Genomic DNA, 20,541 nt, shown 5'->3' on the forward strand with positions numbered 1-20,541 from the left:
GCCTAGTAGCCCATGAGCCCGCAGCAGCGCGTGCAGGCGGGCATGAGCCCCTGGGTGGTGAGGCTCGCGCGGAACTTGCGGTAGGCCTCGTTGTTCCAGATCTCCGTGATGGTGTTCTGCTTCACGTTGCCCACCACGTAGTCGTGGTAGTCGCGGCACGGCGACATGTCTCCGCCGGAGTCGATCTCAACGGCCTGGTAGATGGAGATGCACTGGTCGTAGCCGTAGTGCTGGGAGTGGTCGGTGTAGTATTCGCGCAGGTTGTCCACGCCGGTGATGTTGGGGATGATGTTCACCGCGGGCGAATCCCACCCCTTGGAGCGGCGCATCACTTCCTTGAGCTGCTGGTCCAGCAGGGCGTACTCCTTGATGGTCCAGTCGCCCACCCAGCCCCAGTGCAGCTTGGGTTTCTGCCCGAAGCGACGCTCGAAGTCGGCGTCGTGGGCCTTGGCCGAGGCTTCGTCGATCCACCAGGAGAGGTAGAACACGAAGAGGTCCACCTTGTCCTTGAAGGTCTCGTAGATGTCCACCAGACGCCCCACGTTGGCCTGGGAGATGGTGGTGAGCGAAGCCGTGAGCGGCAGCTTCTTGCCCGCGGCCTTCTTGGCCTGGTTCACGGCGTCCAGGGCGTCCAGGATGGACTGGAAGTTGTCGGCCCCCGAGGCAGAGGGGCGCGCGGCGTTGTGGGTGTCGGCGTCGGGGCCGTCGATGGACATCTGCAGCAGGAACATGGGGGCCTTCACCAGCCGCTCGGCCGCCTTGGCGATGCCCGTGGAGTTGGTGGCGATGGACGTGGGCATGCGCAGCACCGTGGCGTGTTCGATGATCTCCAGCCAGCCCTTGTACATGGTGGGCTCGCCGCCCCACAGGTACACCGACGGGAAATGACCGTGCGTGGCCAGGTCCGCCAGGAGCAGGTGGTAGCGCTCCGGCGAGACCTCGGACTTCTTCAGGGCCTTCAGGTCCGCGCAGTGCAGGAAGCCCTGGTCGCCCCACTGGCCGCACGTGTGGCAGCGCAGGTTGCAGATGTCGGTGATGCGCACCGACACCTGGCGGATGGACCGGGCCACGCCCTCGTGGGCGCGCGGGTTCAGGGGCTTGAAGAGGATCTTCTCCTTCTCCAAAGCCGCCAGCCGGGAGGCGATCCACGGATGGCGCGAGACGCGGGCGAAGTTCTTGAGGATGGTTCCCAGGGCGATGCTGGAGCGCTTGGACATGGTACCTCGCGGGCCGAAAATTCGGCGAAGGCGGAGTGTAGGCAACCGCACGGGTTTGTCAACCCGCGCGGCTCCCCCTGAAACGCGGGGTCTCTACGCCGCTCCAGGTCCCCCGTCAACCTTGACAGAGCAGCCTCCCTGCCCCACAACCCGCCCATGAAAGCCCTGCTCTACCGACGCTCCATCCCGCGCTACCTGCTTTCGGCCTTTTTCAGCGCCGTCCAGCGCCGCCGCTTCCACCATCTGGTCACCCCCCTGGCCCTGGAGGAGGTGGCGTTCAAGCCCGCACGCCCCGGCTGGTCCACCCTGCGCACCCGGCTGTGCGGCATCTGCGGCTCCGACGTGAACCTGCTCAAGGGCGCGGAGTCCATGCTCCTGGAGCCCTACGCCTCCCTGCCCATGGTCCTCGGGCACGAAATCCTCGCCGACGTGGAGGCCGCGCCCTCGGGCAACGGCCCCGCGCCCGGCGTTCGCGTGGTGGTGGAACCCGTCCTGGACTGCTCGGTCCGCGAGCTGCCTCCCTGCCCCGCCTGCGCCCGGGGCGACTACAACCTCTGCGAACGCTTCCTCGACGGCGCGCTACCCCCGGGCTCCGTGCTGGGCTTCAACGCCGCCGCATCCGGCGGCATGGCCCCGCTCACCGCCGCGCACCCCGGCAAGCTCCTCCCCGTGCCCGAAAACGTCTCCGACGAGGACGCCATCCTTACCGACTCCATGGCCTCCGCCATGCAGCCCGTGCTGGAAAACTTCCCCGAGCCCGGGCAGTCCGTGCTCGTGATCGGCGCGGGCATCCTGGGCCAGCACACCGTGCGCTGCCTTCGCGCCCTGGGCTTCGCCGGGCGCATCGTCCTGGCCGCGCGCCACCCCTTCCAGGCCGACCTGGGCCGCAAAGGCGGCGCGGACGAGATCCTGCGCAAGGCCACCCGCCAGGAGCTGGCCCGCGCCTTCCAGGGTCGCTTCCTCCCCACAGCCATGGGCGGAGGCAACATCGAGGGCGGCGCGGACGTGGTCTTCGACTGCGTGGCCTCCCCGCGCACCCTCGAGGACGCCCTGGTGACGCTGCGCGCGCGCGGCCGCTACGTGATGATCGGCACCGCCGGGACCATCAGGAAGGCCGATCTCTCCAGCCTCTGGTTCCGCCAGCTCACCGTCACCGGCACGGCCATGTACGCCACGGCCTCCTGGAACGGCGAACGCGTGCGCACCTACCAGCTCTGCCTGGACCTGCTCGCCTCCGGCAGCTACCCCACCGCCGGACTCTTCTCCGGCGCATACCCCCTCGCGGACTGGAAAAAGGCCTTCCAGGCCGCCTTCGACAAGTCCGGCTCCGGCTCCATGAAACTGGCCTTCGCGCCCAGGGCATGAAGGCTCCCTACGCCGCCCCCGGCGCCTGGAGCACAGGCTCCTCCTGGGCCTACGCGCTCGCCTGCGCCGCCCTGGTCTGTCTCTTCGACGGCCCCTGGCTCTTTTCCGACCGCCTGGGCGTTCTCGACTGGCCCAAGGACCTCTTCTACTTCCACTACCTCCTGGGCAGCCTCACCCAGTTCGGCGAACTCCCGGCCACCTTCTTCACCGTGCCGGACAACATCGGCCACTTCTCCACGCTCCAGGACCTCTCCTACTGGTCCAATCCCGAAGTCATCAGCCTCTCGCCCTTCCTCCCCCTGGCCTGGCTCCTGCCTCCCGTGGGATTCATCAAGACCTACTTCGCCCTGCACTTCGTCCTGGGCATCGCGGGCACGGGGCTCCTGGCCCGGCGCATGGGGCTCACCCCCGGCCAGGGCGCGCTGCTCTTCGTCCTCGCGGCGCTCAACCCCTGGCTCACCCACCACCTGGCTATCGGCTACTCCCCCGCCATCAACGTCCTGCTCTTCCCGGGCGCGGCCGCCCTGCTCCTGGACGGCGCGGCCGAGCGCCGCGCCTCCCCCGCCCTGGCCGCCCTGCTCAACGCCATGGCCTTCTACCAGGGCGCGCTCCACCTCTTCGTCTGGTTCAACACGGCGGCCCTGCTGGTCGCGCTCCTGGCCAGCGGCGCGCAACGCTCCCCGCGACCGCTTGCGCGCGTGCTCTGGTTCCAGGCGCTCACTTTCGTGCTCATCTTCCCCAAGTACTACGCCGTGCGGGCCATCTACGACGGGTTCATCCGCTTCCCCGGCACGGGCTACGCGTCCTGGGCAGACCTCTGGGGACTGCTCACCGACGGGCAGAGCCCCCTCTTCGACTTCCCCGACACCCTCAGCCGCTACGGCGTGGCCTTCCACGACGGCTCCCTCTGCGTGGGCGTCTGGTTCCTGGCCCTCGCCGGCCTCGCCGCCCTTGCCGCGCCCTGGGCCAGGGTCCGCGCCGGGGAGTTTCCGGCCTGGATTCCCGCCGCGGCCTGCGCCGCCTTCGTCTGGGCCGGCTGGGGCGACCACTGGTACCGGCTCACCAATCTTCTCACCCCCCTGCGCTGCGAAATCTACCCCTTCCGCTGGCTCTTCGTGGCCTACCTCCTGGCGGCCGCCTTCACCCTGACGGTCCTGGCGCGCCTGGCGGCCAGGCTGCGCGTCCCCCACGCCACCCTCCTGCTCTGGCTGCTCTTCGCGCCCACGCTGGCCTGGTTCCACGAACGCAACGACTACTTCAACGGCGTGAACACCTGGGAGGAAGACACCCTCGCAGGATTCAACCTCAAGGAATACCTCTTCCACAACGTCACCGCGTTCAGCGGCCAGACCCGGCTGATCTGCACCGCGCGCCCCGCCTCCGGCGCAGTCATCGTGCCCCCGGGCAGCGCGGGCGACATCCTGAGCCTGCCCTGGCTGGATCCCCGCCGCCTGGGCGAATACCGCCTGGAAGGCCTCGCGCCGTCGCCCGTCCAACCCGAACGGGGCTCCTCGCTGAGCGTCACGGTGGAGGCCAGGCCGGTCGCCCTGCGCGCCGGAACCCACCACCGGCACATCCTCCTGCCCGCCTGCGCGGCGGCGTTCCTCGCCCTGGCCTGGGCCGGACGCGCCGTGGCCAGACGAACCCGGCAATCGCTTCGCGGAGACGCCCGGCGCGGTTGAGGTTGAGGGGGGAAGGGCCGGAGGAAGAGCCTCCGGCGGCCAGGGCTCCGCCCTGGACCGGCTGGGGGGATGATCCCCCCAGACCCCGCAATTGCTTCGCGGGCTTCACCGGGTATGCCGTCGTGTTCCGGTTCCGGCTCACAACTCCCTGGCGCGAAGCGCCACGGCCCCCCGCGCGGGGATTCGCGGCTTTGCGCGAATTCCCGCGCGACAGGCGGCGCAGCCGCAAGGGTCTTGCCAGCCGCTCCCCGCGCACAACACCGGGACCGGCAACACAGCCCTACCCGGTGAAGCCCGCAAAGCAATTGCCGGGTCCAGGGGGGAGAGGTCTGGAGAGGGCGGCGCCCTCTCCAGCGGGTGCAGGGCGGAGCCCTGCCCGCCGGAGGCGTCTGTTGCGTCTGCGGCCCCGCCGCCGCACGGGCGACGCGACGCGACGAGAAAGGCCCCCGGCGTGGTGCGCCGGGGGCCTTTCGTGGAAGAACTGGGTCCGCCTGATCTATTCGGGGGGGAAGATGGTGGCGGTCTGGTCGGAGTAGTAGTTGGCTTCGGGGTCGGAGAGTCCGCGTCCGTTGGGGTCGAAGATGGCGTGCTTGGCCTTGCCCCATTTCTGCATGCGGAATTTCCAGGCCGTGCCCAGGCAGCCGAGGCCGTAGATGCAGGAACGCTTGAAGTTGATGGAGCTGGCCTCGTCGAAATACTTGGTGGGGCAGCTCACTTCGCCCACTTTGAACCCGAAGTAGATGGCCTGGGCGAGCATCTGGTTGTCGAAGACGAAGTCGTCGGAGTTCTCCCAGAGGGGGAGCTTTTCCAGCACTTCGCGGGTGAAGGCGCGGTAGCCGGTGTGGTATTCCGAGAGTTTCGCGCCCATGAGCAGGTTCTGGGCGAGGGTGAGAAAGCGGTTGGAGACGTATTTGTAGCCGGGCATGCCTCCGGCCAGGGCCGTGCCGCCCAGGATGCGCGAGGCGATGACCACGTCGTAAAGGCCCGAAGTGGCCAGGTTGGCCATGGCGGGGATGATGAGCGGGGTGTACTGGTAGTCCGGGTGGACCATGATCACCACGTCGGCCCCCAGCTTGAGGGCTTCGGCGTAGCAGGTCTTCTGGTTGCGGCCGTAGCCCCAGTTGCGCTCGTGCAGGAAGCAGCGGACGCCCAGCTTGCGCGCGTGCTCGATGGTGTTGTCGCGGCTGGCGTCGTCCACGAGGATGACATCGTCCACGATGTCGCGGGGCACCTCGGCCAGGGTGCGCTCCAGGGTGGTGGCGGCGTTGTAGGCCGGCATGACCACCACCACTTTCTTGCCGTTCATCATCGGGGGGTTCCTCCGAAAGAAATCAATGGCGGATGATACGAAACGGCGGATTAATCCTCAAACCCCCGGACCTGTCAAGCCCGAATCGCGGCGCGCTTGTTTTTCCGGTCCAATGCGGGTAGAGACGCCGCGTCACACCATGCGCACCAAAGACACAACCTCCCTCGCCGCCGGGCGGGACTGGGCCTTCTGGGCCATCCTGATCCTGGGGGCGTTCCTCATCTTCAAGGGCCTCGGCGACAGGCCCCTCTGGCAGGACGAGGCCGAGACGGCCGCGCTGGCCCGCAACGTGCTCGCCACGGGGCTGCCCGTGGTCACGGACGGCGTCAACGTGATCTCCCAGGAAGAGCGCCGCGAGTTCGGCCCGGACATGATCTGGCGCTGGTCGCCCTGGCTGCAGATCTACATGTCGGCGGCGGGGCAGCTCATCGCCCCGCGCGACGCCTTCTGGGCAAGGTTCTTCTTCGCCCTGACGGGGCTGGCCTGCATCGCGGCCACCTACCTGCTGGTGGCCCGCCGCTTCGGCGATCTCGCCTGGGCCAGACTCTCGGCGCTGCTGCTCGCGCTCAACGTGCCTTTCCTGCTGTTCGCGCGCCAGGGGCGCTACTATTCGGCAGGGGGACTGGTCTTTCTGGCCATCCTCTGGGGCTTCCTGGGCGACTGGAAACGGCGCTGGCCCCCATTGCTGACCATCGCCGCGGGGCTGGGCGTCTTGTTCCACGCCAACTACCTGCTGCTGCTCTCCCTGGCCCCGCCGCTTCTGGGCGCGGCGCTGCTGCTCTACCGGGAGAGGACCAGCCTGGCGCGCACGGGGCTGGTGGTCGCCCTGTCGTGCACGCTCATCGTGCCGGGCATCTTGCTCTACCGCATGGGCCGCCAGTCCACGCTTTTCAACATCATGCTCGTGCCCGAGAACCTGATGCTCTACTTCTCGGACTGGGTGATGTTCATGCTGCCCCTGCCCGTGCTGGCCTGGCTGGGCTGGCGCTGGCGCGGCTTCTTCCTGGGACGGGGCGGCCCCGATGAACCCGGAGAGCGCTTCTGTCTTTTCATGACCCTGGTGATGATGGGCAGCTTCGTGATCCTGGCCCTGTTCCCCCAGCGTTTCCATCGCTACATCGTGCATTTCTACCCGGCCTGCTCCATCCTGCTGGCCTGGGCCGGGCTCAGGCTCTGGCGCTTCTCCAGGCCTTCGGGGGCGCTGTTCCTGATCCTGGTGGGGCTCACCAACTGGCTGAACCTGCTGCCCATGGAGCGCCTGAAGATCGTGAACCGCCCCTGGGAGAACGACCTGACCATGCTCACCAGCGTCAACGTGCCCCTCAAGCTGCACCTGACGGAGCTCTTCAACGGCTACCCCGCCGACGCGAACCAGTCCCTCATCGACTTCTTCCTGGCCAACGCCAGGCCCGGCCAGACCATCCTGGCCGAATACTCGGACATGGTGCTCCAGTTCCACACGCCCTTCCGGGTGATCGGCGGCCTGCAGGGCCCCATCAACCCGGCCGAGAAGCCCGACTGGGTGAGCGTGCGCCGCGCCGTGCGCGTGAACCGCGACGGCCAGGTCTTCGCGCCCAGGGAATTCGTCACGCGGGGGCTCGATCTGGCGCGCGACTACGAGCGCATCGAGCTGAACCGCCCCGACGAAACCTTCGGCAACCGCGCCGACCCCTATTTCCATTACTTCGTTCCCGCAGGACCGCCCCAGGCCCCGCTGGTGGTCTACAAGCGCAAGGAGACGGCCCGTGCGGATTGATCCCGAGCGCCTGGTGAAACTGGGGCTGTTCGCCTGCCTGGCCCTGACCTTCTACAGGGGGTTCATGAAGCTCCCCGAGGTCTATCCCGCGCTGGACCCGGAGCGCTTCTACCGGGGACAGGTGAACGACGGCGAGAACGTGGCCATCATGAAAGAGCGCCACTTCGACATCAACTACCACACCGGCAAGGCCATCGAGCTGCGTCTCGAAGAGATGCGCGAGCGCGGCGAGGCCCCCCCTTCCGACGAACTGGTCACGCGCGAGCGCGCCGAACTGGCCCTGCTCAAGGCCCAGACCAAGGACGTGCGCAACGCCGATTACGTGCTCCTGGCCGAGGAGAAGCTCGCCCGCGCCAGGCTGCGCGAAGCGGCGCGCTGGCGTCTCACGTGGTCGGGAGCGCCCGCGCCGGGGGATGCGCCCGAGGCCAAGCCCCGCCCGGCGTCCGTCGGCCTGTACGGCGGCGCTGCCGGCGTGGCGCCCGCGCTGCCGCCCGGCCCCGGAGCACCGCCCGCCAACGCGCTGCACGGGGGCGGCGCCCGGGGAGGGATCGCGCCGTGAAGAAGCCCCTCATCGCCCTGGGCTGCCTGCTGGCCGTCTGCATTGCCGGTTTCGCCCTGTTCAACGCCTGGTTCTACCCGCCCCACGGCCTGGAGCGCCTCGATCGCAAACAGTCCGCCGAAGCCTGGGACATCGCGGCGCGCGGTTTCTGCGCCTCTTCGGGCCTCACCTTCGAGCGGGCCGACTTCATCAAGCAGCGCGCCCCTTCCGCAGGCGGCGAGGCCTATGTGTGGGGCGTGGCCCGCTGCCGCACGGCCGACGGCCGCCAGCGCCTGGCCTGGATTTATCTGGAATGGTCCACCAAGCGCGATCTCTGGATGCGCGGCTACACCACCGTGCTGGCCGACTCCGACGATGAAATCTACTACACGCCCACGTTCCCCGGGCAGTACGGACGCGCGGCCACGGCGCTCGGGAAGATCATGCGGGAGAACGCCCGGCACGTGCGCGAATACCTCATGGGTTCCGCCACGTAGCACGAAGGGTTGCGGCGTCTTCCCATCTGGTGTAGAGGCCCGTTCCAAAATGGCGCTCGTACGCCGTCCACACGCCTGCGGGCTCACCACACTCCAAGGATACCCAGCCGATGAAATTGCACGACCGCTGCCAGAAAGTCACCGGAATGATCCGCGTCATCCGCGATGCGGGGATCTACCCCTACTTCCGCCCCATCAGCCGCTCCTGGGGGACGGAAGTGGAGTGCGCCGGCAAACGCCTCGTGATGATCGGCTCCAACGACTACCTCGGCCTCGCCCACGACGCCCGCGTCAAGGAGGCCTCCGCCCAGGCCATCTACAGCATGGGCACCGGCCCCGGCGGATCGCGCTTCCTCTCCGGCAACATGGTGCTCCACCAGACCCTGGAGGAACGCCTGGCGGCCTTCGTGGGCAAGAAACGCGCCGTGCTGCACGTGACGGGCTTCTCCACCAACCTGGGCGCTCTGGGCTGCCTGCTCACCCCCAGCGACTACGTGCTCTGCGACCGCGAGAACCACGCCTCCATCTTCGCGGGCCTGGGCGGCACCAAGCGCATGGGCACCTTCGCCCACAACGACGCCCCCTCCGCAGCCCGCAAGATCGCCTCCGAAATGGGCAAGCCCGATTTCGACGGCCAGGTGCTCCTGATCACCGAGGGCATCTTCTCCATGTCCGGCGACGTGGCCGTCATGGGCGAGCTGGCCGAACTCAAGAAGCAGTATCCTGAAATGCTTCTCTACCTCGACGACGCCCACGGCCTGGGCGTGCTGGGCGCCAACGGCCGCGGCACGGCCGAACACTTCGGCGTCACCGAGCAGACCGACTTCATCATGGGCACGTTCTCCAAGGCCTTCGCCTCCATCGGCGGGTTCGTGGCCTCGGACCACACGGACGTGCTCGACTACATCCAGCACCAGTCGCGCACGCAGATCTTCTCCGCCGCCCTGCCAGCGGCCTGCACCACCGCCGCGCTCACCTGCATCGACATCCTGGAGGCCGAGCCCGAACGCGTGGAGCGCCTGCGCGCCAACACCCGCCGGATGCGCCAGGGCTACAAGGACATCGGCCTGCGCTTCTCGGAGTCCATCGCGCCCATCATCCCCATCACCATCGGGTCGGACGAGAAGGCCTTCATGTTCGCTCAGGAACTGTTCGAGCGGGGCATTTTCGCCCTGCCGGCCATCTACCCCGCCGTGCCGCGCGGCCAGGCGCTCATCCGCACGGCCTGCATGTCCACCCACGAAGACCGCCAGATGGATTTCGTGCTGGAGGTCATGGACGAAATGGCCCGCAAATACCGCATCCGCATCCAGGATCTGGACGAGGACCAGCCCGGAGGCGAGGGCGCCCAGGCATCCTCCACCATCCCGGGCGCGCGTTCCAGCCAGTCGCTCTTGTAACCCGACGGCAAGGGCGGTAGTCTAGCAGGGAAGGGACACGGCCCAGCACGGAGACGCATGACCAACAAGACCACACTCCACAGCCTCAGGGCGGCGGGCTTTCTCCCTCCCGACAGGGGGACCCGCCTCCTGCGCTTCATGGACCTCATCCGCATCAGCCTGCGGGAGGTGTTGCGCAAGAGGCGACGCTACATCGGCGTCATGACGTCCATCGCCCTGGGCACGGCCGGCTTCATAACCATCGTGACCATGGGCCGCGACCTCAAGGCCAACTTCAACAACGACCTCGACCTCCTGGGCGGCGCGACCATCATCGCCGCCCACTTCGATCCCCAGATGTACGACCGACAGGAGTGGTTCCGCAACCACACCATCGAGGCCGTGGAAGCCATCCCGGGGGTGAAGGACGTCACGGGCATCCGCACGCGCGCCGGGGTCACCACCACCTACCAGGAGAAAGTCTACGGCTTCAACCTGCATGGGGTGGACGTGAACTACTGGTCGCTGTTCTCCTTCACGCCGCGTCTGGGCAGGCTCTTCACGCCCGAGGACCTTGCCGCGGGCGCCAAGGTCTGCGTGCTCGGCCAGGACCTGGCCAAGACCATCTTCGGAACCCCCGAGGCCTCCATCGGCCAGTTCCTGAACATGGACAACAACCTCTACCAGGTGGTGGGCATCATCGGCGGCGTGCGCGCGGCCGACAAGACCCTCATGGCCTTCGTGCCCATCACCACCGCCAGGGCCCGCATCCAGGACATCTCGCAGATCTCCAGCCTCTACGTGCGCTGCAACACCTGGGACGACGTGGCCCCGGTGGCCGAAGCCCTGGGCAGCACCATCAAGGCCAACCAGACCGACAGGGGCCTTCGCGTCCAGGTGGGCTGGGAGCCCCTCAAACAGGTGCAGCGCATGTTCTGGTGGGTGAGTCTCTTCATCTACGCCTCCATCGGGGCCACCCTGGTGCTGGGCGGCTTCGGCATCTGGAACATCATGATGGCCGCCGTGACGGCCCGCACTCGCGAGATCGGCCTGAAAAAGGCCATGGGCGCGGAAGACTCCGACATCCTCTGGCAGTTCCTCTTCGAGGCGCTCTCGGTCACGTTCGGGTCGGCCATGCTGGGCGTGCTCCTGGGCCGCTTCGGCATCGAATACATGAGCCGCATGCTCGGCTCGCGCCCGCCCGAGGGCCTCTTCGCGCTGTGTCTCGCGGCCGGTCTGGCCTTCGCCGCAGTGCTGGGAGTGGGCTCGGGACTCTATCCCTCCATCCGCGCCAGCCGGATGCAGGTCGTGGACGCCATGCGCTATGAATAGCCGCCACAACGAAATCGTCATCGACATCCAGCACCTCACCAAGGTGTACAACACCGGATTGGAAGCCATCCCGGTGCTCAAGGACATCAACCTCGAGGTGCGCCGGGGCGAGATGGTGGCCATCATGGGGCCCTCGGGCTCGGGCAAGTCCACCCTGCTCTTCATCCTGGGCATCTTCCAGCCGCCCACCGACGGCGTGTACAAGGTTGCCGGCGTGAACGTGCTCACGCTGGACCGCGCCGCCCAGGCCATCTTCCGCCGCGAAAAGATGGGCTTCGTGTTCCAAAGCTGCGACCTGCTCGAGAACTCCACCGTCTACGAGAATTTGGAGTTGCCCCTGATCTACACCGGGGTTAAACGCAGCGAACGGGAAGACATGATCATGGAAGCCCTGAAGCTGGTGAACCTGGAGCACCGCGTGCGCCAGCCCTCCAACCGCCTTTCCGGCGGCGAACGCCAGCGCGTCTCCATCGCCAGAGCCCTGGTGAACGAGCCGGAGTTCATCCTCGCCGACGAACCCACGGGACAGCTCGACAAGGACAACTCCGAGCGCGTCATGGACTACTTCGTGAAAATCACCGAGGAAGCGCGGGTGGCCATGGTCATCGTCACCCACGATGCGGGAACGGCCGAACGCTGCTCCCGCAGAAGCCTGTTGTCCGACGGAATGCTCAAGCCCTATTAAGCAAAGGGGACCCACAATGCGTCTTGCCAGACGGCCGAATCTTCGACTCATCGCCCTGTGCCTCGCGGCGCTCGTCATGCTTTTCGCCGCGCACGCGCTGGCCGCCAAGGACAAAGGCAAAACGGCCGAGAAGCCCGACAAGGTCCGCTCCTACGAGACGCTCCCCACCGCGCCCCCCGCGCCGGACAAGTCCGTGCAGCCCATGGACGCGGGCCAGGCCCAGCAGCCAGGCGACGCCAAGCACGCTCCGCAGGCCCAGGCTCAAGCCCAGCCCGCCGCGCCCGCCCAGCCCGCTCCGCAGGCGCAGGCGCAGGCCAAGAGCGGCCTCCCCGGCAGCGAGCCCCTGCCGCCCGCCACCATGCCTGCCAACGGCGAACGGCCCATGTCCACTTCCATCAAGCAGCCCGCCGACTTCCACGAATGCGTGCGCGTGGCCCTGGTGCAGTCCCCCCTGCTGGTGCGCTCGGCCCTTGAGATCGAAACCAAGCGCCTGGACGTGCAGGACGCCTGGTCCTCCTTCGTGCCCACGGTGTCCATCAACACCACCTACTGGTTCCGCATGCCCACCAAGACCGACGGAACCCAGGACAAGCCCTACACCATCAGCTTCTCCACCGGCCAGTGGAACCCCGTGCTCTCCACCTTCGAGGTCCAGGCGCGCAACGAGATGGCCAACATCGCCGTGCTGGGCCATCTGAAGGTGATCTCCGCCGGCCTCGTGCGCCTGGCCACGGACTTCATCCAGCTCGAAGCCGTGGAGTCGCAGCGCGCGGTTTCCAAAGACCGCCTTGAGCTGGCCCAGAAGAATCTCACCTTCTACAAGACCAGGCTCGGCATCGGGCAGGCCACCCAGCTGGAGATCAAGCTCGCAGAGACGCGCATCGACATCGCCAAGGCCGAACTCGAACAGATCGAGTCCATCCGCAACTCGGTCACGGACGACATCAAGTTCATCCTGGGCGTCCCCTTCACCAACAAGCTCGAACTCGACGTGGCCGCCGCCCGCAAACAGATCATGGGCACCTTCACCATCGCCGACGTCACGGACGAGAAGATCCGCGCCAACTCTTTCGACCTGCGCATGGCCGAATACGAACGCCGCCTCCAGAAGAAGAACATCGGCCTCTCCTACGTGAAGCTCCTTCCCTCCTTCGGCTTCACCTTCCAGACCGTGGACTCGCTCAACAGCTCGAACACCTACAAGAACGACGGTTTCCCCTTCTACCCCGGCATCAACATCTCCATGCCCCTGGACTACTGGACCAAGGGACGCGAGGTGGCGCGCCAGTACAAGAAGCTGGAACAGGCCAACGCACAGAACAAGGCCAAGGAATTCGAGCTGATCGTCAGCGTTCAGAAGGCGCTTTCAGACTACCAGACCGCCTCGTCCGAACTGCGCATGACCACGGCCACGGTGGAATTCCACCGCCTCAAGGACGAACAGAGCGACTACCAGTTCAAAAGCGGCCAGACCGACTACGACAAGCTCGTGGAGTCCCGCTCGCTGCTCTACGACACCAAACAGAAGATGCTCCTGGCCCAGTCCAGGCGAGACATCGCGCTGCTGACCCTCATGGGCCTCTCCGGCGATCTTCGCCAGAAATACGTCGACATCGAATCCTGGGAGAAATAACCCGATGCTCCTGCGCCACTTCCTCCTGGCCCTGGCTTTCCTGGCCGCGACGGCCCTGCCTGTCTGCGCCCAACAACCCGCCGCCCCCGCCGCGACGCCTGCGGCCCCCAAGGCGGCCGAGCCCTCGCCCATGGCCAGCGAGATCATCTTTTCGGGCAAACTGTACAGCCCCTTGAAGCTCTCCGTGCAGTTGCCCTTTACCTCCCAGATCGCCTCCATGCCCACGCAGATCGGCCAGAAGGTGAAAAAGAACGACGTGCTCGCCACCTTCGAGATCCCCATGGAAACGCGCATGGCCGAAAGACGCAGCCTCTCCCTCGCCCAGGTCAAGGAGGTGGAGCACCTGCTCGCCACCGCCAACCGCGACCTGGAAAAGTTCCGCGTCAAGCGCAAGGAACTGGAGATGATGGAGAAGCAGAACCTCGCCACCTCCCAGGCCCTGGCTCAGAACGCCCTTGAGATCGAGGCAGTGGAGAAGCAGCGCGTGGCCCTCAACGAGCGACTCAACCTCGAAAAGGACATGGCCCAGCAGCGCCTCGAACTGGCCCGCGACCGCTTCGGCCCCAAGGCCAACTTCGGAAGCCTCCCCAACGAGGGCATCATCAAGGCCCCCGCCGACGGTTACGTGCTCTGGATCAATCCCGACCTGCGCCAGGGCGTGAAGCTTGCCCGCGAAACTGAACTTTTCCAGGTTGGCCTGCTGGACCCGATCCTCATCCGCGCCCAGGTCCATGAGATCGAAGCTCTGCGCCTGAAGCTGGGGGACAAGGCCAAGGTCACCTTCGACTCCCTGCCCGGCAAGACCCTGGAGGCCAGCATCAGCCGCATCCCCTGGGCGCCCCTGCCCACCGCGCTGCACCAGCCCTCCTACTACGAAATCGAACTGACCCTGCCCAACCCGGACTTTTCCCTGAAGGAAGGCCTCAAGGCGCAGGTTTCCATCACCCCCAAGAAGTGACCATGTCCGCCACCATCGTCCCCGTTTCTTCCCCCCAGGAGATGGAGGACTTCCTCCAACTGCCCTTCGCCATCTACGAGGGGGACCCGCACTGGGTCCCCCCCGTTCTTTCGCACCAGCGCGATTTCCTCGATCCCAAAAAAGGCCCCTTTTTCGAGGTGGGTCAGGCCCAGTACTTCCTGGCCAAGGACGGCTCGCGCACCCTGGGCAGGCTCTCCGCACACCTGAATTTCGCCTACGAGAAGCACCACGACTCCAACACCGGATTCTTCGGCTTCTTCGAGTGCATCGACGACAAGCCGACCGCCCACGCCCTCTTCGACACCGCCGCCCAGTGGGTGCGCGAACGCGGCAAGACGCGACTGCACGGTCCCCTCTCCTTCGGCATCTACGACGAGGTGGGGCTGCTTGTTGAGGGCTACCACCAGCGGCCCGTGATGTTCCACAGCTACAACCATCCCTACTACGAACAGCTCGTGGAAAGCTGGGGCTTCACCAAGACCTTCGACTGGTACGGCTACATCATCGACCACCTCGTCCAGCCCGTGGAACAGCTCATCGAGCGCCGCGACGCCCTGCTCAAGGCCGCCGGACTCACCATCACCCAGGGCAAACCCAGCGAATTCATCGCCCGCGCCCCCGAGGTGCTGGAGATGTTCAACACCCTCTGGAGCAAGAACTGGGGTCACGTGCCGCTCACCGAGCGTCAGTTCAACGACGCCTTCATGCAGCTCAAGCCCATCCTGCGCCCCGAACTGGTGAGCTTCATCGAGGAAAACGGCGAGATGCTCGCCTTCTGCATCGTGGCCCCGGACATCAACCACACCCTGCACAAGACCCGGGGGAAGCTGAACCTCTGGGGCATGCTCCGCCTGCTCTGGGACTGCCGCGTCGCCCCTCTGGTCTCCTCGCGGGCCATCATCATGGGCGTGAAAAAGTCCCACCAGTGGCGCAAGCTCCACCACGCCCTGATCCTCAACGTGATGATCACCCTCTCGCGCTGGATCAAGTACAACAACCACTGCGACTGCTCCCTCATCCCCGAGTCGCTGGTGAAGTGGAACAAGACCCTGCAGATGTTCGGCGGCCGGCGCTGGCGGACCTTCCGCCTCTATGACCGCGCCGTCTGAGCAGAGCCCCAGGCGCCCGGCCGAACCCTGGGACTGGCCCTTGGCGGCGCTTCTGTCCCTGGCCGTGTTCTGGGCCGCCCATGGACACGGCTTCGCCAACCCCCACGCCGTCAACGACGACCTGCGCCAGCAGGTCTACTGGATGCAGCGTTTCCACGACCCCGAGCTCTACCCGCCGGACCTTCTGGGGGACTACGCGCGGGCCTACGTGACATTCGGCGTCGAGGCGGTCTACCGCCTCGCGTCGTGCTTCACCGACCCGCTCATGGCCTCAAAGCGCCTCACGGGGGGGCTCTTCGTGCTGGAGGCCCTGTGCCTCTTCGCCCTGGGCCTGCGCCTGGCCGGACGGGGAACGGCCTGGGCCGCCGTGACCATGGCATGGCTCATGCCCTTCTTCCTGGACAACATCTCCGGAGCCCTGGCCCGGGGCTACGCCAGCCCGCTGCTGGCGCTCTTCGCCCTGGCGACCTTGCACGGCCGGGGCCAGTTCGCGGCGCTCACGCTCCTGGGCCTGTTCATCCCCTACATCTGTCTGCCCTGCGCCGTCGGGCTCTTCGCCCGGCGCGCGGCCGGGAGCCTGCGCACCAAACGCCTGGACGAGAGCTTCGTCTCCTGGAGCGGCTGGCTGGGATGGGCCGCCCCGACGGCGCTCACCCTGGCCAACGCCCTCAAGCCCCAGGGCGGGGGGTTCGGCCCCCTTGTCTGGCTCTCCGAGACGGCCGGACGCCCCGAGTTCGGCCCTCAGGGACGCCTGGAACTGGCCCCGCTGCCCAATCCCTTCCTTGATTTCGTCTACTTCCCTTTCGAGGGCGTGGGGCTTTTCAAGGAACTGGGTCTGGCCGCAGGCATCGCCACCCTGGTCCTGCTGACGCCGGCTCTCTGGTACGGCGCCAAGGCCGTGGACTGGCGCTCGCTCGGACGCGCCCTCAAACCCCTGGCCTGGACCGGCGCGGCTTTCCTGGTTTTCTACGCCGCGGCGCGCCTTCTGGCCTTCAAGCTCTTCGTGCCCGACCGCTACGTGCAGTATCCCCTGAACCTGCTCATCGCCCTGCTGCTGGCGTCGTGCCTGGCAGGCGCCGTCCTGCGCATCGGGCTTTCGCGAACGGCCTGCGCCGGTCTCGTGCTGGCCGCGTGCCTGGCCGGAGGCGTCCGGCTCAAGGGGGTGGCCCTCTACGACTACTCGGCCCAGGCCCCGCTTTACGCCGCAGTCGAGGCTGCAACGCCCAAGAGCGCCCTGCTGGCCGGACTCCCGGACCTGATGGACAACGTGATGACCTTCTCCAGGCGCAACGCCCTGGCCACTTTCGAGCTGGCCCACCCCTGGAGCAGGGGCTACTGGGAGCGCTACCGCCCGCGCCTGGAGGCCGTCCTCAAGGCGTATTACGCCCAGGATCCAGCCGACGTGCGCGCCCTGGCGCGCGACTGGGGCGTGGACTTCCTGGTGGTGCAGGAAGCCCACTTCACGCCTGGGTTCCTTTCCGGAAGCCCCGTCTTCGAGCCCTTCGGCGCGTCCGTGCGCGAGGCCGTGCGCGGCCGCAACACCTTCGCCCTGCTGGACAAGTCCCTCTTCCCGCGCATCCCCCTTGCCCCCGGAGCCTTCCTGGTGGACGTGCGCCCCGCCGGGCGGGGTTGAGGGAACGGCGCAACTCGTGTAGAATCAAGGAAATCCATGTCCAAGAGATCGCTTTCCATCATCATTCCGCTCTTCAACGAGGAAGACAACGTCCACCCGCTGCACGCCCGGCTCCTCCCCGTGCTGGACGCCATGGGCCACGTCTACGAGATCATTCTGGTGGACGACGGCTCAACCGACGCCACAGCCCAGCGCCTCCACGAGATCGCCCAGGCCGACTCCCGCGTGCACGTCATCCATCTGCGCCGCAACTTCGGACAGACGGCGGCCATGATGGCAGGCATCGACGCCGCCAACGGGGACATCCTCATCCCCATGGACGGCGACCTCCAGAACGACCCCGGCGACATCCCCAAACTGCTGGCCAAGCTCGACGAGGGTTACGACGTGGTCTCCGGCTGGCGCAAGGACCGCCAGGACCACCCCCTCAAACGCAATTTCCCCAGCCGCGTGGCCAACTTCCTCATCTCGCGCATCTCAGGCGTGCACCTGCACGACTACGGCTGCTCCCTCAAGGCCTACCGCAAGGAGATCATCAAGGGCGTGAAGCTCTACGGCGAGATGCACCGCTTCATCCCCATCTACGCGTGCTGGCAGGGGGCCAAGGTCACCGAGGTGAGCGTCACCCACCACCCCAGGATGCACGGGGTCTCCAAGTACGGCTTCGAGCGCACCGTCAAGGTGATCCTCGACCTCATCGTCGTGAAGTTCCTGGACAAATTCGCCCAGAAACCCATGTACCTCTTCGGCGGCTTCGGGCTGGTCTCCCTGGGCGTCTCCTTCCTGATGTTCCTGGCCATGCTCTACCTGAAGTTCTGCGCGGGCAAGAGCTTCATCGAGACGCCGCTCCCCCTGGCCGTCGTGCTCTTCTTCCTCATGGGGTTCATGTCCATCTTCATGGGCCTCATCTCGGAGATCCTCATGCGCACCTACCATGAGTCCCAGGACAAGCCGACCTACATCGTGGACAGGACCCAGAACTGCCCCGGCGGGGATTGACGCCCCATGTGCGGCATCTGCGGGTTCGCCGGGGCCGGGACCCCGGAGCAACTGGAAGCGATGAACGCCCGCCTGGCCCACAGGGGACCCGACGGCCAGGGCGTCCACCACCACCCGGAACAGGGCGTGCGCCTGGCGCACCGCCGCTTGGCCATCGTGGACCTGAGCGACGGCGCGCAGCCCATGCTTTCCGCCGAGGGCGACCTTGCCGTCACCTTCAACGGCGAAATCTACAACCACCTGGAACTGCGCCGCGATCTGGAGGCCAGGGGCCACCGCTTCCGCACGCATCACAGCGACACGGAGACCCTCCTGCACGGCTGGCGCGAATGGGGGCCGGGCCTCCAGGAGCGCATGAGCGGCATGTGGGCCTTCGTGCTCCACGACGCCCGCAAGCGCCTGCTCTTCGCCAGCCGCGACCGTTTCGGCAAGAAGCCCCTCTACTACCACCTGCGCCCGGGTTTCTTCGCCTTCGCCTCGGAGCTTTCGGCCCTGGCCGCTCATCCTGGCGTGCCCACGTCGCCCTCCCTCCCGGCCCTGCGCAAATACTTCGCCCACGGTTTCATCCCGGCCCCCAACAGCCTCCTGGAGGGCGTGCGCAAACTCCCGGGCGGCCACAGCCTCACCGTGGACCTGAACGACTTCTCCTCCCGGCTCCACCGCTGGTGGGCCTTCACCGTGGAGCCCGACGAGGACCTGGCCCGACGCCCCGAGGCCGAACTGGCCGAGGCCCTGCGCGAAGCCCTGGACCGGGCCGTGTCGCGCAGACTCATGAGCGACGTGCCCCTGGGCGTGTTCCTCTCCGGAGGCGTGGACTCCACCTCCGTCACGGCTCTGGCCGTCCGGCGCGTGCCGGATCTGCGCACCTTCTCCGTAGGCTTCGAGGAGGCCTCCTTCGACGAGTCCCTGCACAGCCGCAACGCCGCCTCCCACTACGGCACGCGCCACCTCCAGCGCACCCTGAGCATCTCCCAGGCCCTGAGCATCCTGCCCGGCCTGGCCTCGCGCCTGGACGAACCCCTGGGCGACAGCTCCATCCTGCCCACCTACCTGCTCAGCCGCGAGACGCGTCCCCACGTCACCGTGGCCCTGGGCGGCGACGGCGCGGACGAGCTCTTCGCGGGCTACGAAACCTTCAAGGCCCTGCGCGCCGCCGAGCGCTTCCATGCCCTGTGCCCCAAACCCGTGCACCGGGCGCTCACGGCCATGGCCGCCCGCCTGCCGGTGAGCCACGGATACATGACCCTCGGCTTCAAGGCCCTGCGCTTCTTTGCGGGACTCGAACACCCCATGCGCCTGTGGAACCCCGTCTGGATGGGTCCCGCCGGGCCGGACCTGCTGGCCGAACTCTTCGGGGCCCCCGCGGACCCCGAGGAGGTGTACTCCGAAGCCATCGCCGCCTGGGACGAGACCGGCCCCAAGGACTTCACGGACAAGACCCTCGAATTCTACACCCGTTTCTACCTCCAGGACGCCATCCTGGCCAAGGTGGACCGCGCCAGCATGCTCAATTCCCTGGAGGTGCGCGCCCCCTACCTGGACCCCGAGGTGGCCGACCTGGCCCGGCGCATCCCGCACCGGCTCAAGTTCCGCCAGGGCCGGGGCAAGCACATCCTGCGCAAGGCCCTGGAGCCCCTGGTGCCGCGCTGGGTGCTCGCGCGGCGCAAGCAGGGCTTCGCCGCGCCCCTGGGCAAGTGGTTCCACGAGGGCAGGCTCACCCTGGAAGGCAGCGTCTTCCCGGCGGGCGTCTCCCCCGAGGCTGCCATGGCCCTGGAGAGGGAGCACCGCGAAGGCCGCGCCGACCGCCGCCTGGCCCTGTGGTGCCTCTGGGCTCTCGGCCACTGGCGTCCCGAAGGCCCCGCGTGATCTGGTCCAATCTGGAATACGTGACCCTGCGCCTGATCCGGCGTTTCCTCTTCTCCGGCCAGGCCCTGGACCGCCTGGGGGGGTGGATGCCCTACTGGCGCGTGAACCAGGGCCGCCTGGACCCCTCGCCCATCGTGGACGCCTACGAGCGCCTGGCCCTCAAGGCGGGCATCGCGATCGACGGATGCCGCGCGGTGGAACTGGGATGCGGCGCGGCCAACGGCACTGGCCACGAGTGGACGGCCCGCTTCGGCGGTTCCTGGACGGGCGTGGAGCCCTTCGCCCTCTTCGACGCCGCCCTGGACGCAACGCTCCAGGCCCAGGCGCGGGCCCGCCACCCCTACGGCCTCTCGGGCGGCGTGTCCCGCGTGCGCGACCTCGCACTGTTGCCGGACGCAGGCGCGGACCTCATCGTCTCCAACTCGGTGCTCGAGCACGTGCGCCGTCCGCCGGAGGTGTTCCGCCACTGCTTCCGGGTGCTCGCGCCCGGCGGGGCCATGCTGCACAGGGTGGACTACCGCGACCACTTCTTCAAATATCCCTTTCAGTTCCTCACGTTCTC

Annotated in this window: 17 protein-coding genes; 15 read left to right on the forward strand and 2 right to left on the reverse strand. The window is 67.3% G+C overall.

What is annotated here, in order from left to right:
* Positions 1-2 precede the first annotated feature (2 nt).
* Positions 3-1,217, reverse strand: a complete 1,215-nt coding sequence (locus tag ACV4UX_RS03475) for an SPASM domain-containing protein (protein WP_491591942.1) — start codon at positions 1,215-1,217, stop codon at positions 3-5.
* 156 nt (positions 1,218-1,373) lie between these two features.
* Between ACV4UX_RS03475 and ACV4UX_RS03480 the strand changes: the two genes are divergently transcribed.
* Together ACV4UX_RS03480 and ACV4UX_RS03485 are read left to right on the forward strand one after the other, a co-directional pair.
* Positions 1,374-2,582, forward strand: coding sequence for a zinc-dependent alcohol dehydrogenase (locus ACV4UX_RS03480; protein WP_491591943.1), 1,209 nt, complete (start codon positions 1,374-1,376; stop codon positions 2,580-2,582).
* Positions 2,579-4,264, forward strand: coding sequence for a hypothetical protein (locus tag ACV4UX_RS03485; RefSeq protein ID WP_491591944.1), 1,686 nt, complete (start codon positions 2,579-2,581; stop codon positions 4,262-4,264). Before ACV4UX_RS03480 ends, ACV4UX_RS03485 begins: the two co-directional genes overlap by 4 nt.
* Before the next feature lie 496 nt (positions 4,265-4,760).
* Here ACV4UX_RS03485 and ACV4UX_RS03490 read toward each other — a convergent pair whose 3' ends face one another.
* Entirely contained in the window at positions 4,761-5,573 is an 813-nt protein-coding gene (locus tag ACV4UX_RS03490) for a glycosyltransferase family 2 protein (RefSeq protein ID WP_491591945.1), read from the reverse strand.
* Between the two features lie 139 nt (positions 5,574-5,712).
* Between ACV4UX_RS03490 and ACV4UX_RS03495 the strand changes: the two genes are divergently transcribed.
* The 13 genes from ACV4UX_RS03495 to ACV4UX_RS03555 form a co-directional block, all read left to right on the forward strand.
* Positions 5,713-7,329 (forward strand): ArnT family glycosyltransferase, encoded by a 1,617-nt coding sequence (locus ACV4UX_RS03495; RefSeq protein WP_491591946.1) that lies wholly within the window; start codon positions 5,713-5,715, stop codon positions 7,327-7,329.
* On the forward strand, positions 7,319-7,888 hold the full coding sequence (locus ACV4UX_RS03500; protein ID WP_491591947.1) for a hypothetical protein: 570 nt from the start codon (positions 7,319-7,321) through the stop codon (positions 7,886-7,888). Before ACV4UX_RS03495 ends, ACV4UX_RS03500 begins: the two co-directional genes overlap by 11 nt.
* Positions 7,885-8,364: a hypothetical protein gene (locus tag ACV4UX_RS03505; RefSeq protein ID WP_491591948.1), complete on the forward strand. Its 480-nt coding sequence runs from the start codon at positions 7,885-7,887 to the stop codon at positions 8,362-8,364. The genes ACV4UX_RS03500 and ACV4UX_RS03505 overlap by 4 nt, the downstream gene beginning before the upstream one ends.
* A gap of 110 nt (positions 8,365-8,474) precedes the next feature.
* Positions 8,475-9,764 (forward strand): aminotransferase class I/II-fold pyridoxal phosphate-dependent enzyme, encoded by a 1,290-nt coding sequence (locus ACV4UX_RS03510; RefSeq protein WP_491591949.1) that lies wholly within the window; start codon positions 8,475-8,477, stop codon positions 9,762-9,764.
* 57 nt (positions 9,765-9,821) lie between these two features.
* Complete coding sequence (locus ACV4UX_RS03515; RefSeq protein ID WP_491591950.1) at positions 9,822-11,075, forward strand: ABC transporter permease; 1,254 nt, start codon at positions 9,822-9,824, stop codon at positions 11,073-11,075.
* Positions 11,068-11,760 carry an ABC transporter ATP-binding protein gene (locus ACV4UX_RS03520; RefSeq protein WP_491591951.1) on the forward strand — a complete coding sequence of 231 codons (693 nt, stop codon included), beginning with the start codon at positions 11,068-11,070 and terminating at the stop codon, positions 11,758-11,760. Before ACV4UX_RS03515 ends, ACV4UX_RS03520 begins: the two co-directional genes overlap by 8 nt.
* A 16-nt stretch (positions 11,761-11,776) precedes the next feature.
* The gene (locus ACV4UX_RS03525; protein WP_491591952.1) at positions 11,777-13,393 is read left to right on the forward strand and encodes a TolC family protein; all 1,617 of its coding nucleotides are present in this window, start codon (positions 11,777-11,779) and stop codon (positions 13,391-13,393) included.
* 4 nt (positions 13,394-13,397) lie between these two features.
* The gene (locus ACV4UX_RS03530; RefSeq protein WP_491591953.1) at positions 13,398-14,351 is read left to right on the forward strand and encodes an efflux RND transporter periplasmic adaptor subunit; all 954 of its coding nucleotides are present in this window, start codon (positions 13,398-13,400) and stop codon (positions 14,349-14,351) included.
* A 2-nt stretch (positions 14,352-14,353) separates the two neighbouring features.
* Positions 14,354-15,481: a hypothetical protein gene (locus ACV4UX_RS03535; RefSeq protein ID WP_491591954.1), complete on the forward strand. Its 1,128-nt coding sequence runs from the start codon at positions 14,354-14,356 to the stop codon at positions 15,479-15,481.
* The gene (locus tag ACV4UX_RS03540) at positions 15,465-17,114 is read left to right on the forward strand and encodes a hypothetical protein (protein WP_491591955.1); all 1,650 of its coding nucleotides are present in this window, start codon (positions 15,465-15,467) and stop codon (positions 17,112-17,114) included. The genes ACV4UX_RS03535 and ACV4UX_RS03540 overlap by 17 nt, the downstream gene beginning before the upstream one ends.
* 36 nt (positions 17,115-17,150) lie before the next feature.
* Complete coding sequence (locus ACV4UX_RS03545; RefSeq protein ID WP_491591956.1) at positions 17,151-18,113, forward strand: glycosyltransferase family 2 protein; 963 nt, start codon at positions 17,151-17,153, stop codon at positions 18,111-18,113.
* Positions 18,114-18,119: 6 nt separating this feature from the next.
* The gene (gene asnB / locus ACV4UX_RS03550) at positions 18,120-19,979 is read left to right on the forward strand and encodes an asparagine synthase (glutamine-hydrolyzing) (protein WP_491591957.1); all 1,860 of its coding nucleotides are present in this window, start codon (positions 18,120-18,122) and stop codon (positions 19,977-19,979) included.
* A partial coding sequence (locus ACV4UX_RS03555; protein ID WP_491591958.1) for a class I SAM-dependent methyltransferase occupies positions 19,976-20,541 on the forward strand: 566 nt, incomplete at its 3' end. The genes asnB and ACV4UX_RS03555, both read left to right, overlap by 4 nt.

The sequence above is a fragment of the Fundidesulfovibrio sp. genome (assembly GCF_058402725.1).

Coding starts and splice junctions, on each gene's coding strand:
- ACV4UX_RS03475 (WP_491591942.1), bottom strand. CDS start 1,217: ATGTCCAAGCGCTCCAGCATCGCCCTGGGAACCATCCTCAAGAACTTC.
- ACV4UX_RS03480 (WP_491591943.1), top strand. CDS start 1,374: ATGAAAGCCCTGCTCTACCGACGCTCCATCCCGCGCTACCTGCTTTCG.
- ACV4UX_RS03485 (WP_491591944.1), top strand. CDS start 2,579: ATGAAGGCTCCCTACGCCGCCCCCGGCGCCTGGAGCACAGGCTCCTCC.
- ACV4UX_RS03490 (WP_491591945.1), bottom strand. CDS start 5,573: ATGATGAACGGCAAGAAAGTGGTGGTGGTCATGCCGGCCTACAACGCC.
- ACV4UX_RS03495 (WP_491591946.1), top strand. CDS start 5,713: ATGCGCACCAAAGACACAACCTCCCTCGCCGCCGGGCGGGACTGGGCC.
- ACV4UX_RS03510 (WP_491591949.1), top strand. CDS start 8,475: ATGAAATTGCACGACCGCTGCCAGAAAGTCACCGGAATGATCCGCGTC.
- ACV4UX_RS03515 (WP_491591950.1), top strand. CDS start 9,822: ATGACCAACAAGACCACACTCCACAGCCTCAGGGCGGCGGGCTTTCTC.
- ACV4UX_RS03520 (WP_491591951.1), top strand. CDS start 11,068: ATGAATAGCCGCCACAACGAAATCGTCATCGACATCCAGCACCTCACC.
- ACV4UX_RS03525 (WP_491591952.1), top strand. CDS start 11,777: ATGCGTCTTGCCAGACGGCCGAATCTTCGACTCATCGCCCTGTGCCTC.
- ACV4UX_RS03530 (WP_491591953.1), top strand. CDS start 13,398: ATGCTCCTGCGCCACTTCCTCCTGGCCCTGGCTTTCCTGGCCGCGACG.
- ACV4UX_RS03535 (WP_491591954.1), top strand. CDS start 14,354: ATGTCCGCCACCATCGTCCCCGTTTCTTCCCCCCAGGAGATGGAGGAC.
- ACV4UX_RS03540 (WP_491591955.1), top strand. CDS start 15,465: ATGACCGCGCCGTCTGAGCAGAGCCCCAGGCGCCCGGCCGAACCCTGG.
- ACV4UX_RS03545 (WP_491591956.1), top strand. CDS start 17,151: ATGTCCAAGAGATCGCTTTCCATCATCATTCCGCTCTTCAACGAGGAA.
- asnB (WP_491591957.1), top strand. CDS start 18,120: ATGTGCGGCATCTGCGGGTTCGCCGGGGCCGGGACCCCGGAGCAACTG.